Origin of the sequence: Streptomyces roseochromogenus subsp. oscitans DS 12.976 (genome assembly GCF_000497445.1) — a bacterium.
Classification (GTDB): Bacteria; Actinomycetota; Actinomycetes; order Streptomycetales; family Streptomycetaceae; genus Streptomyces; species Streptomyces oscitans.
Genome location: NZ_CM002285.1, coordinates 3,842,629 through 3,855,250, shown reverse-complemented (window position 1 = coordinate 3,855,250; position 12,622 = coordinate 3,842,629). Strand labels below are relative to the sequence as shown.

Below are 12,622 nucleotides of genomic sequence, written 5' to 3'. Positions count from 1 at the left end.
AGGCGGGCGCGGTGCCGTCGCTGCTGCCGGGCGGCCGCCCGGCGACCGACCCACGCGCACGGGAGGAGGTCGCCGCCGCCTGGGGGCTCGCCGAACTCCCGCTGCGCTACGGCCGCGACACCCACCACATCGTCGAGGCCGCCGCCACCGGCGAACTGTCGGCACTCGTCGTCGCCGGCGTCGAGGTCGCCGACCTGCCCGACCCGGCACGCGCGCGTGAAGCACTCGACGGCGTCGGCTTCCTGGTGTCGCTGGAGCTGCGGCCCAGCGAGGTCACCGAGCATGCCGACGTCGTCCTCCCGGTCGCCGCGGTCGCCGAGAAGGCGGGCACCTTCCTCAACTGGGAAGGCCGGCTGCGGTTCTTCGACGCCGCGCTCAAGCCCGACCAGATGACCCGCCGCCTGGCACCGACGGACGCGCGCGTGCTGCAGATGCTGGCCGACACCATGGACGTCCATCTGGGCCTGCCGGATCTGCGCACCACGCGCGCGGAGATCGACCGGCTCGGCTCCTGGGCCGGCCCGCGCGCCACCGGACCCCAGGAGTACGCCGGCGTGCTGCCCCGCCCGGCCGTCGGCGAGGCCGTACTCGCCGGGCACCGGCTGCTCTTGGACCAGGGCGTCCTCCAGGAGGGTGACGAGGCGCTCGCCGGTACCCGGCACGCCGCCCACGCGCGCGTGTCGGCGGCGACGGCCGCCGAGGCGGGCGTGAAGGACGGCGACGCCCTCGCCGTCACCGGCCCCACCGGCACCGTCGAACTCCCGCTGCGGATCACCGAGATGCCGGACCGGGTGGTCTGGCTCCCGCTGAACTCCATCGGCGCGGGCGTCGCCTCCGACACCGGGGCACGGCCCGGCTCACTCGTCCGCATCGGCTCGGCGGCACCCGCCGAACAGGCCCCCGAGGAGGTGGAGGCATGAGCCCGTACCTCGCAGCTGAAGACCTCTCGATGTTCGGCCGCGACCCCTGGTGGCTGGTCGTCATCAAGGCCGTGTTCTGCTTCGCCTTCCTGATGGTGACCGTGCTGTTCTCCATCGTGTGGGAGCGCAAGGTCGTCGCCTGGATGCAGCTGCGCATCGGCCCCAACCGGCACGGCCCCTGGGGCATGCTCCAGTCGCTCGCCGACGGCGTGAAGCTGATGCTCAAGGAAGACGTCATCGTCAAGCGCGCGGACAAGGTCGTCTACGTCCTCGCGCCGATCGTCGCGGCCATCCCGGCCTTCATGGCGATCGCGGTGATCCCGTTCGGCCCGGCCGGCAACGAGATCTCGATCTTCGGCCACCGCACCACGATGCAGCTCACCGACCTGCCGATCGCGATGCTCTACGTCCTCGCGGTCGCCTCCGTCGGCATCTACGGCATCGTCCTCGCGGGTTGGAGTTCTGGATCCACGTACCCGCTCCTCGGCGGCCTGCGCTCCTGCGCGCAGATGATCTCCTACGAGATCGCCATGGGTGCCGCGTTCGCCTCCGTGTTCCTGTACTCGGGGTCGATGTCGACGTCCACGATCGTGGAGCAGCAGCACGACCGCTGGTACATCCTGCTGCTGCCGGTCTCCTTCATCCTCTACATCGTCACGATGGTCGGCGAGACCAACCGGGCCCCCTTCGACATGCCGGAGTCCGAGGGCGACCTGGTCGGCGGCTTCAACACCGAGTACTCGTCCATCAAGTTCGCGATGTTCATGCTCGCCGAGTACGTGAACATGGTGACGGTCTCAGCTGTGTCGACCACCCTGTTCCTCGGCGGCTGGCGCGCCCCCTGGCCGATCAGCTCCTTCTGGGCGGGCGCGAACCACGGCTGGTGGCCGCTGCTCTGGTTCGTGATCAAGGTCCAGTTGCTGCTGTTCTTCTTCATCTGGCTGCGCGGCACGCTCCCGCGGGTCCGCTACGACCAGCTCATGAAGCTCGGCTGGAAGGTCCTCATCCCGGTCTCGGTGACGTGGCTGATGCTGGTGGCGACCGTACGGGCCCTGCGCAACGAGCATTACGACTTCGCTGACATCGCCCTCTACGTCGGCGGCGGAGTCCTCGCCCTGCTGCTGATCTCCTTCGTCGCCGACATGTTCCGCGAGAAGGCCAGGACGGCCGAGCGCCCCGACGCCGAGCAGGCCGGATTCGACCCGATGGCCGGCGGGTTCCCGGTACCGCCGCTGCCCGGACAGGAGCTGCCGCCGGTGCCGAGGCGCCGCCCGCGCCGCGAGCGGGAGCTGATTGTCAGTGGTGGGTCGGACACTGTCAGTGACGGATCTTCGGATGGAAAGGAGGCGTCTGATGGCTGAGGAGCCCAAGGAGACCAAACCCGGTTTCCAGAACCCCGTGGCCGGCTTCGGCGTGACCTTCAAGGCCATGTTCAAGAAGCGGCTGACCGAGCAGTACCCGGAGCAGAAGAAGACCACGGCTCCGCGGTTCCACGGACGGCACCAGCTCAACCGCCATCCGGACGGCCTGGAGAAGTGCGTCGGCTGCGAGCTGTGCGCCTGGGCCTGCCCCGCCGACGCCATCTACGTGGAAGGCGCCGACAACACCGACGAGGAACGCTACTCGCCGGGCGAGCGCTACGGCCGCGTCTACCAGATCAACTACGCCCGCTGCATCCTGTGCGGCCTGTGCATCGAGGCGTGCCCCACGCGCGCGTTGACGATGACCAACGAGTTCGAGCTGGCCGACTCCAGCCGCGCCAACCTCATCTACACCAAGGAACAGCTCCTCGCCGGCCTCGAAGAGGGCATGGTCGACACACCCCACGCGATTTTCCCGGGGACCGACGAACAGGACTACTACCGGGGCCTGGTGACACAGGCCGCGCCCGGCACGGTCCGCCAGGTCGCCGTCTCCAAGGGAGAGACGCCCGAGGACCAGGAGGTGGACGCATGAGCCCGCAGCTCGCCGCCTACGCGACCTCCACCGGTGAGGCCTTCCAGTTCTGGGTGCTCGGCACCGTCGCGGTGATCGGCGCCCTGTGCACCGTCTTCATGAAGAAGGCCGTGCACAGCGCGCTCTGCCTCGCCGGCACCATGATCGTCCTGGCGGTGTTCTACCTCGCCAACGGCGCCTACTTCCTGGGCATCGTGCAGATCGTCGTCTACACCGGCGCGATCATGATGCTGTTCCTGTTCGTGGTGATGCTCGTCGGTGTCACGGCCGCGGACTCCTTGAAGGAGACCATCAAGGGCCAGCGCTGGCTGGCCGTTCTGTGTGGAGTCGGCTTCGGCGTCCTGCTCTTCACGGGCATCGGCAACGCCTCCCTGAAGGAGTTCAACGGCACCGGCCAGGCGAACGCGAACGGCAATGTGGAGGGCCTCGCCTCCCTCATCTTCACCAAGTACGTCTTCGCCTTCGAAATCACCGGCGCCCTGCTGATCACGGCCGCCGTCGGCGCCATGGTGCTCACCCACCGCGAGCGCACCGAGCGCGCCAAGACCCAGCGCGAGCTGGCAGAACAGCGCGTCCGCGAAGGCACGCACGTCCCGCCGCTGCCCGCCCCTGGCGTCTACGCCCGGCACAACGCCGTGGACATCGCGGGCCTGCTCCCCGACGGCACCCCGTCCGAGCTGACCGTCAACAAGACGCTGCGCGAGCGCGGCCAGATCCGTGATGTGTCCGCCGAGGCGCTGGGCGACCTGCGGGCGCTGGAACAGCGCGCGGAGGAACGCCTGGAGCGCACGGAGATCGAACCGGCGACGTTCAAGCGGCCCGAGGAGGCGTCGAAGTGAACCCGGTCAACTACCTCTACCTCGCCGCCCTGTTGTTCACGATCGGCGCGACCGGCGTGCTGATCCGGCGTAACGCCATCGTGGTCTTCATGTGCATCGAGCTGATGCTGAACGCCTGCAACCTCGCGTTCGTCACCTTCTCCCGGATGCACGGCAACCTCGACGGCCAGATCATCGCCTTCTTCACGATGGTCGTCGCCGCCGCGGAGGTCGTGGTGGGCCTCGCGATCATCGTGTCGCTGTTCCGTACCCGCCATTCGGCCTCGGTCGACGACGCCAGCCTGATGAAGCTGTAAGGGGTCGGAAGAATCGTGGAGAACCTGATCGCGCTGCTCATCGCGGCGCCCCTGCTCGGAGCGGCCGTCCTCCTGGCCGGCGGCCGGCGCCTCGACCGCGTCGGCCACTGGATCGGCACGCTCCTGTCGGCCGCCTCCTTCGTGTTCGGCCTGATCCTCTTCGCCGACCTGCTCGGCAAGAACGCCGAACACCGCACCCTCATCAAGCACCTGTTCAGCTGGGTCCCGGTGGCCGGCTTCCAGGCGGACGCCACCCTCCGCCTGGACCAGCTGTCGATGACGTTCGTCCTGCTCATCACGGGCGTCGGCTCGCTGATCCACCTGTACTCGGTCGGGTACATGGAGCACGACGAGCGCCGCCGCCGCTTCTTCGGCTACCTGAACCTGTTCCTCGCGGCGATGCTCCTGCTCGTCCTCGCCGACAACTACCTGCTGCTGTACGTCGGCTGGGAGGGCGTGGGTCTCGCCTCGTACCTGCTGATCGGCTTCTGGCAGCACAAGCCCAGTGCAGCGACCGCCGCGAAGAAGGCCTTCCTGGTCAACCGCGTCGGCGACATGGGGATGTCGATCGCCGTCATGGTGATGTTCACGACATACGGCACCTTCGCCTTCGGCCCCGTCCTCGGCCACGCGACCGAGGCCTCCCAGGGCAGGCTCACCGCCATCGGCCTGCTGCTCCTGCTCGCCGCCTGCGGCAAGTCCGCCCAGGTGCCGCTGCAGTCCTGGCTCGGTGACGCCATGGAGGGCCCGACCCCGGTCTCGGCCCTGATCCACGCGGCGACGATGGTGACCGCGGGCGTGTACCTCATCGTCCGCTCGGGAGCCATCTTCAACGCGGCCCCGGACGCCCAGCTCGCCGTCACCGTCGTCGGCGCGGTCACGCTCCTCTTCGGTGCGATCGTCGGTTGCGCGAAGGACGACATCAAGAAGGCACTGGCCGGCTCGACCAATTCGCAGATCGGCTACATGATCCTCGCGGCGGGCCTCGGCCCGATCGGCTACGTCTTCGCGATCATGCACCTGGTGACACACGGCTTCTTCAAGGCCGGTCTGTTCCTCGGCGCGGGCTCCGTCATGCACGGCATGAACGACGAGGTCGACATGCGCAAGTACGGCGGTCTGCGGCAGTACATGCCGGTCACCTTCATCACCTTCGGCCTCGGGTACCTCGCCATCATCGGCTTCCCCGGCCTGTCCGGCTTCTTCTCCAAGGACAAGATCATCGAGGCGGCCTTCGCCAAGGGCGGTACCGAAGGCTGGATCCTCGGCGGCGCGGCCCTGCTGGGCGCGGCCATCACCGCCTTCTACATGACGCGCGTGATGCTGATGACGTTCTTCGGAGAGAAGCGCTGGCAGCCGGACGAGAACGGCAACGAGCCGCACCCGCACGAGGCTCCGAGGGTCATGACGATCCCGATGATCGTGCTGGCCGTCGGATCGGTCCTCGCCGGTGGCCTCTTCAGCGTCGGCGACCGCTTCCTGCACTGGCTGGAGCCGGTCACCGGACACAGTGAGGGCCACTCCCCGGTGGGCGCCTGGACGGTCACCAGCGCGACCATGGTGTGTCTGGTCATCGGCGTAGGTATCGCCTGGGCGCAGTACGGCCGCAAGCCGGTCCCCGTCGTCGCCCCGCGCGGCTCGTTGCTCACCCGCGCGGCCCGCCGCGACCTGCTTCAGGACGACTTCAACCATGTGGTCCTGGTACGCGGCGGCGAGCACCTGACGCGCTCCCTGGTGTACGTCGACCACACCCTGGTCGACGGTGTCGTCAACGGCACAGCGGCAAGCTTCGGCGGCCTGTCCGGGCGGCTGCGCCGGCTCCAGAACGGCTTCGCCCGCTCCTACGCGGTCTCGATGTTCGGCGGTGCGGCACTCCTGGTCGCCGCGACCCTGCTGATGAGGGCGGTCTGATACCGATGTCCTTTCCTCTGCTGACAGCGACGGCGGCGCTCCCGGCCGTAGGGGCCGTCGCCACGGCCGCCGTACCGGCCGCGTGGCGCACCGCCGCCAAGTGGCTGGCGCTGCTCGTCTCGCTCGCCACGCTCGCCCTGGCGGTCACCGTCCTGGTCCGCTTCGATCCGAACGGCGCCCGCTACCAGCTCACCGAATCCCACGCCTGGATCAAGGACTTCGGGGTGCGGTACGAGCTGGGTGTCGACGGCATCGCGGTGGCACTGATCGCGCTGACCGCCGTACTGATCCCGTTCATCATCCTCGCCGGCTGGCACGACGCCGACCCGCTGGAGACCGGCAGCCGGCGCTGGCGGCCCACCCAGGGCTTCTTCGCGCTGATCCTCGCCGTCGAGGCGATGGTGCTCATCTCCTTCGAGGCCACCGACGTCTTCGTCTTCTACATCTTCTTCGAAGCCATGCTCATCCCGATGTACTTCCTCATCGGCGGCTTCGGAGACCGCGCCCATGCGCAGGGCGAGAAGGCGGCCTCGACGCAGCGGTCGTACGCGGCTGTGAAGTTCCTGCTCTACAACCTGGTCGGCGGCCTGATCATGCTGGCCGCGGTGATCGGCCTCTACGTAGTGGCCGGAAACTTCAGCCTCCAGGAGATCGCACAGGCCCGTGCCAACGGCTCGCTGCACATGGCGACGAGCACCGAACGCTGGCTGTTCCTCGGCTTCTTCTTCGCCTTCGCGGTGAAGGCGCCGCTGTGGCCGCTGCACACCTGGCTGCCCAACGCCATGCAGGAGTCCACCGCCCCGGTCGCCGTCCTCATCACCGCGGTCGTCGACAAGGTGGGCACGTTCGCGATGCTCCGCTTCTGCCTCCAGCTGTTCCCGGAGGCCAGCAAGTGGGCGACGCCCGTCATCCTCGTACTGGCGCTCATCAGCATCGTCTACGGCGCACTGCTCGCCGTCGGCCAGCGGGACATCAAGCGCCTGGTGGCGTACGCGTCGATCTCGCACTTCGGCTTCATCATCATGGGTATCTTCGCGATGACCAGCCAGGGCCAGTCCGGCGCCACGCTCTACATGGTCAACCACGGCATCTCCACGGCCGCGCTGATGCTGGTCGCCGGCTTCCTGATCTCCCGGCGCGGCTCGCGGCTCATCGCCGACTACGGAGGCGTGCAGAAGGTCGCGCCGGTGCTCGCCGGCACCTTCCTGATCGGTGGCCTCGCCACCCTCTCGCTGCCCGGACTAGCCCCGTTCGTGAGCGAGTTCCTGGTCCTGGTCGGCACGTTCGCGCGCTATCCGGTGATCGGCGTCATCGCCACCTTCGGCATCGTCCTCGCCGCGCTCTACACCCTCGTCCTGTACCAGCGGACGATGACGGGCCCGGTGAAGCCCGAGGTCTCGGCGATGCCCGACCTGCGCGCGCGTGAACTCGTGGTCGTCGCCCCGCTGATCGTGCTGCTGATCTTCCTGGGCGTCTACCCGAAGCCCGTCACGGACATCGTCAACCCGGCGGTCAAGCAGACGATGTCCGACGTACACAAGACCGACCCCAAGCCCTCGGTGGAGGCGGCCAAGTGAGCACAACAGCCGTCCACAGCCTGTGGACAACCGCGGCCGACCCGATCTCGAAGATCCCGGCACCGAAGATCGAATACGGACAATTGTCGCCGACGCTGATCGTCGCCGGTGCGGCACTGGTCGGCGTGCTGATCGAGGCGTTCTTCCCACGCAAGTCCCGTTACTACTCACAGGTGTTCGTGTCCGTCGTGGCCCTGTGCGCTGCGTTCGCCGCGGTCGTCGCGCTCGCGGCCGACGGCTACGGCACCACGAAGGCGCACATCGCGGCGATGGGCGCGATCGCGGTCGACGGACCGTCCCTGTTCCTGCAGGGCACGATCCTGCTGGCCGGTCTGATCGCCCTGTTCACCTTCGCCGAGCGGCGCCTGGACCCGGCCGCGCACGGCAACCGCGTCGACTCCTTCGCCGCGCAGGCCGCCTCGGTACCGGGCAGCGACAGCGAGAAAGCCGCGGTGAAGGCCGGCTTCACCACCACCGAGGCCTTCCCGCTCCTCCTCTTCGCGATCGCCGGCATGCTGGTGTTTCCCTCGGCCAACGACCTGCTGACGCTGTTCGTGGCCCTGGAGGTCTTCTCCCTGCCGCTGTACCTGCTGTGCGCGCTGGCCCGCCGCAAGCGGCTGATGTCGCAGGAAGCCGCGGTCAAGTACTTCCTGCTCGGCGCCTTCGCCTCCGCCTTCACCCTGTTCGGCATCGCCCTGCTGTACGGCTACGCGGGCTCGGTGTCGTACGCGCGCATCGCCCAGGTCGTCGACGGCACGGTCACCAACGTCGACCCTGCGCTGGCCAACACCATGGGCAACGACGCACTGCTGCTCCTCGGCAGCGCCCTGATCGTGATGGGCCTGCTGTTCAAGGTGGGCGCGGTGCCGTTCCACATGTGGACGCCGGATGTCTACCAGGGCGCTCCGACGCCCGTGACCGGCTTCATGGCCGCGGCGACGAAGGTGGCCGCGTTCGGCGCGCTGCTGCGCCTGCTGTACGTCGTCCTGCCGGGCATGCGCTGGGACTGGCGGCCGGTCATGTGGGCGGTGGCGATCATCACCATGCTCGGCGGTGCGATCGTCGCGATCACGCAGACCGACATCAAACGGCTGCTGGCGTACTCGTCCATCGCGCACGCCGGATTCATCCTCGCGGGTGTCATCGCCACGTCGAAGGAAGGCGTCTCGTCGGTCCTCTTCTACCTGGCCGGCTACTCCTTCGTGACGATCGGCGCCTTCGCCGTGGTCACCCTGGTCCGCGACGCGGGCGGCGAGGCGACCCACCTGTCGAAGTGGGCGGGTCTCGGCCGTCGCTCCCCACTGGTCGCTGCGGTCTTCGCCGTATTCCTCCTGGCCTTCGCCGGCATCCCGCTGACCTCCGGTTTCGCCGGGAAGTTCGCCGTGTTCAAGGCGGCGGCGGACGGTGGCGCGGCGCCGCTGGTCGTGGTCGGTGTGATCTCCTCGGCGATCGCCGCGTTCTTCTACATCCGCGTGATCGTGCTGATGTTCTTCAGCGAGCCGAGGCCGGAGGGTCCCACCGTGGCCGTACCGTCGCCGCTGACCATGGCGGCGATCGCCATGGGCGTGGCGGTGACCCTGGTCCTCGGTGTGGCTCCGCAGTACTTCCTGAACCTGGCGAGCCAGGCGGGAGTCTTCGTGCGCTGACGCTCGTCGCTACATGCCGTTGCCCGGCACCCTCCTTCGTGAGGGCGCCGGGCAACGGTGTGTTTCCAGGGTCACTAACTCCTGTCGCGGCGCGCCTTGATCTGTGTCAGGTCGAGGTCCACCGGGAACGGCACGTCCAGCTTCATACGCTCGCGGAAGATGCCGGTGCTGGTGTAGGTGCCGGTCGTCGGCTCCAGCTCGAAGACGTGCACCGCAGCCCGGCCCTTCTCGTTCTCGACCCGCCAGTAGTGGGGGATCTTGGCTCGGGCGTACTTCAGCGGCTTGGTCTCGCGGTCGCGGGAGACGGAGTCCTCGGAGACGACCTCGATGGCCAGGACGACCGATTCCACCGGGAAGCGGGTCTGGTACGGGTCCTCCACCACGTCCGCCTGCACGACGACCACGTCTGGTTCGGGCCGGTTCTGGCGGTCCAGGTCGATGGTGAACTCGCGGAACACCTCGAACTCCTCAGGTGCCAGCGACTGGAGCTGCCACTTGAAGTAGTCGATGGTGCGCTCGTGAAAGATGGTCTGCGGGCTCACGAAGACCAGGCTCCCGTCGATCAATTCCGTGTGCGGAGGAAGATTCGGGAGGCGGTCCAGGTCGTCGGCGGTCCAGCCGCCCTTCGGCGGCATCGGCCAGCTGGACGCGGACGCCTTCGGTGCGACGCTCATCAGTGCTCCCATGGGACGGAGTCTCGCCGGTGCATCCAGACTATCGGCGGGAAACCGGCAGGTCTCTCGCGAACGTGTGAACGATGATCGTGTCCTTGACGTGGGCCATCTCGGTGAGCCTGTGGATAACTCCGAGGCTGTCGGTCCGGACCCCTATCGTGGATGCAGCGGTCGAGAGACGACACACGGGGGACCGGCGGGGGACAGGACGATGAGCGCGACGGGCGGGATCAGCGAGATGCCACAGGTGACCGAGGGGCCGGGTGCGGCCGACAGCGAGGCGCTGGCCACGCTGCACCGGGTCTTCGGATACGAGGCCTTCCGGGGCGAGCAGGGAGCGATCATCGAGCATGTGGTGGCGGGCGGAGACGCCGTCGTCCTCATGCCCACCGGCGGCGGCAAGTCGCTGTGCTATCAGATCCCGGCCCTGGTCAGACCCGGTACAGGCGTGGTGATCTCCCCGCTGATCGCCCTGATGCAGGACCAGGTGGACGCCCTGCGCGCCCTCGGCGTGCGGGCCGGCTTCATCAACTCCACGCAGGACTTCGACGAGCGGCGCGTCGTCGAGGCCGAGTTCCTGGCCGGCGAGCTGGACCTGCTGTATCTGGCACCCGAGCGGCTGCGCCTGGACACCTCCCTCGACCTGCTCTCGCGCGGCAAGATCTCGGTCTTCGCGATCGACGAGGCGCACTGCGTGTCCCAGTGGGGCCACGACTTCCGCCCCGACTATCTCGCCCTGTCCCTCCTCGGTGAGCGCTGGCCGGACGTCCCGCGGATCGCCCTCACCGCCACGGCCACTCGCGCCACGCACGAGGAGATCACCCAACGGCTGAACCTGCCGACGGCCCGCCACTTCGTCGCCAACTTCGACCGGCCCAACATCCAGTACCGGATCGTGCCCAAGGCCGACCCCAGGAAGCAGCTGCTCGCCTTCCTCAGGGAGGAGCACGCGGGCGACGCGGGGATCGTCTACTGCCTCTCCCGGAACTCGGTGGAGCGGACGGCCGAGTTCCTGACCGCCAACGGCATCGAGGCGGTGCCGTATCACGCGGGCCTGGACGCGGGCATGCGTGCCGCGCACCAGTCGCGGTTCCTGCGCGAGGAGGGCCTGGTCGTGGTGGCGACCATTGCCTTCGGCATGGGCATCGACAAGCCGGACGTACGGTTCGTCGCCCACTTCGACCTGCCGAAGTCGATCGAGGGCTACTACCAGGAGACCGGCCGCGCGGGCCGCGACGGGCTTCCGTCCACGGCCTGGATGGCGTACGGCCTGAACGACGTCATACAGCAGCGCAAGCTGATCCAGTCCGGCGAGGGCGACGAGGCGTTCCGCCGCCGGGCCGCCGCTCACCTCGACGCCATGCTCGCGCTGTGCGAGACGGCCCAGTGCCGCCGTGGCCAGCTGCTCGCCTACTTCGGCCAGGACCCCGATGCGGCGGGCTGCGGCAACTGCGACACCTGCCTCACCCCGCCGGAGACCTGGGACGGCACGATCGCAGCGCAGAAGGTGCTGTCGACGGTGGTACGGCTGCAGCGCGAGCGCGGGCAGAAGTTCGGCGCCGTACAGATCGTCGACATCCTGCTCGGCAAGCGCACCGGCAAGGTCATCCAGTGCGACCACGACCAGCTGTCCGTCTTCGGTATCGGAACCGACCTCACCGAAACCGAGTGGCGGGGCGTCGTCCGGCAGCTGCTGGCGCAGGGACTGCTCGCGGTGGAGGGGGAGTACGGCACTCTGGCGCTCACCGAGGCGAGCGGCACCGTACTGCGGAGCGAACGGGAGGTGCCGCTGCGCAAGGAGCCGAAGAAGCCGGCCATCTCGCGGTCGCGCTCCACCGGCGCCTCCGGTGGCGACCGCAAGGCCAAGGCCGCCGCGGCCGAGCTGCCCGGCGAACTGCTGCCCGCCTTCGAGGCACTGCGCGCCTGGCGAGCCGAACAGGCTCGTGAACAGGGCGTACCGGCGTACGTCATCTTCCACGACGCCACGCTGCGGGAGATCGTCAGCCGTCGCCCCGCTTCGGTACGTGAGCTCGGCACGGTGAGCGGTGTCGGCGAGAAGAAGCTGGCGACGTACGGCGAGGGCGTGCTGGCCGTGCTGGCCTCCCTGGACGGGCCGGCCCCGGCTGCCGGCGACGCGCAGGACGCCGACTGGCCGGAGCCGGACGAGGAGCCGGAGCCCGACGACTGGATATAGCCGACCGGACGTGGACGACTGGCTTCAGCGGGCCGGTCCGAGGCGATGCCGGGGGCGTTGGATGCGTGGCTGAGCTGTGGCTTTCCGTCAAGGGCGGGAAGGTCTGCCACCCGGTGGGACGGTCAGGACAGTGCCGTCAGCCCTGGAGCGAACGTGATCAGGAGCGGCAGCAGCGGCACCAGGGCGGCCACCGTCGTCGTCAGGGCCCGGTGCCGGCGCAGCAGCCGGGGCGGCGGCTCCAGCAGGCGGTTCACGCGCTCGCCGAGCAGGCGGCGGCTGGAATCGCAGGACAGGACGCCCCGGTGCTGGTTCAGCTCGATCAGCGCGAGGGCCGTGGTGAGGTGGCCGCAGCGGCGGGACGCCGTGTCGTCGGCGGCCAGCTCGACCAGGCGGTGCGTCTGGTCACAGAAGTGCGCGAACAGCGGCACGCGCGGGAAGCCGGTGGCGAGCGCCGTGGACAGGTGCAGCAGCCAGTCGTGGTGGGCACGCGCGTGCCCGCGTTCGTGGGTGAGGACGGCGTCCAACTGGTGGTCGGTGAGGCGCTGCAGCGCCCCCGTGGTGACGACCAGCTGCGGCGGGTGTCCCGGCATCCACCAGGCGTCCGGGTAC

Annotated in this window: 11 protein-coding genes; 9 read left to right on the top strand and 2 right to left on the bottom strand. The window is 68.8% G+C overall.

Features of this window, described 5'->3' with window-relative positions:
• The 8 genes from M878_RS66340 to nuoN all read left to right on the top strand — a co-directional run.
• The coding region (locus tag M878_RS66340; RefSeq protein WP_023547478.1) for a molybdopterin-dependent oxidoreductase at positions 1 to 920 on the top strand (920 nt) is incomplete at its 5' end.
• Positions 917 to 2,281 (top strand): NADH-quinone oxidoreductase subunit NuoH, encoded by a 1,365-nt coding sequence (nuoH, locus tag M878_RS66335; protein ID WP_023547477.1) that lies wholly within the window; start codon positions 917 to 919, stop codon positions 2,279 to 2,281. The genes M878_RS66340 and nuoH, both read left to right, overlap by 4 nt.
• On the top strand, positions 2,274 to 2,876 hold the full coding sequence (nuoI, locus tag M878_RS66330) for an NADH-quinone oxidoreductase subunit NuoI (protein WP_023547476.1): 603 nt from the start codon (positions 2,274 to 2,276) through the stop codon (positions 2,874 to 2,876). The genes nuoH and nuoI overlap by 8 nt, the downstream gene beginning before the upstream one ends.
• On the top strand, positions 2,873 to 3,715 hold the full coding sequence (locus M878_RS66325; protein WP_023547475.1) for an NADH-quinone oxidoreductase subunit J: 843 nt from the start codon (positions 2,873 to 2,875) through the stop codon (positions 3,713 to 3,715). The genes nuoI and M878_RS66325 overlap by 4 nt, the downstream gene beginning before the upstream one ends.
• Complete coding sequence (nuoK, locus tag M878_RS66320) at positions 3,712 to 4,011, top strand: NADH-quinone oxidoreductase subunit NuoK (protein WP_023547474.1); 300 nt, start codon at positions 3,712 to 3,714, stop codon at positions 4,009 to 4,011. Before M878_RS66325 ends, nuoK begins: the two co-directional genes overlap by 4 nt.
• 15 nt (positions 4,012 to 4,026) lie before the next feature.
• On the top strand, positions 4,027 to 5,922 hold the full coding sequence (nuoL, locus tag M878_RS66315; RefSeq protein WP_023547473.1) for an NADH-quinone oxidoreductase subunit L: 1,896 nt from the start codon (positions 4,027 to 4,029) through the stop codon (positions 5,920 to 5,922).
• A gap of 5 nt (positions 5,923 to 5,927) precedes the next feature.
• The gene (locus M878_RS66310) at positions 5,928 to 7,499 is read left to right on the top strand and encodes an NADH-quinone oxidoreductase subunit M (RefSeq protein ID WP_023547472.1); all 1,572 of its coding nucleotides are present in this window, start codon (positions 5,928 to 5,930) and stop codon (positions 7,497 to 7,499) included.
• Positions 7,496 to 9,145: an NADH-quinone oxidoreductase subunit NuoN gene (gene nuoN / locus M878_RS66305; RefSeq protein ID WP_023547471.1), complete on the top strand. Its 1,650-nt coding sequence runs from the start codon at positions 7,496 to 7,498 to the stop codon at positions 9,143 to 9,145. The genes M878_RS66310 and nuoN overlap by 4 nt, the downstream gene beginning before the upstream one ends.
• 74 nt (positions 9,146 to 9,219) lie before the next feature.
• On the opposite strand, the gene M878_RS66300 is transcribed toward nuoN, so the two are convergent.
• On the bottom strand, positions 9,220 to 9,819 hold the full coding sequence (locus tag M878_RS66300; protein ID WP_031225075.1) for a Uma2 family endonuclease: 600 nt from the start codon (positions 9,817 to 9,819) through the stop codon (positions 9,220 to 9,222).
• 211 nt (positions 9,820 to 10,030) lie between these two features.
• On the opposite strand from M878_RS66300, the gene recQ reads away from it, so the two are divergent.
• Entirely contained in the window at positions 10,031 to 12,013 is a 1,983-nt protein-coding gene (gene recQ, locus M878_RS66295) for a DNA helicase RecQ (RefSeq protein WP_023547469.1), read from the top strand.
• 122 nt (positions 12,014 to 12,135) lie between these two features.
• Here recQ and M878_RS66290 read toward each other — a convergent pair.
• The coding region (locus M878_RS66290) for a M56 family metallopeptidase (RefSeq protein ID WP_023547468.1) at positions 12,136 to 12,622 on the bottom strand (487 nt) is incomplete at its 5' end.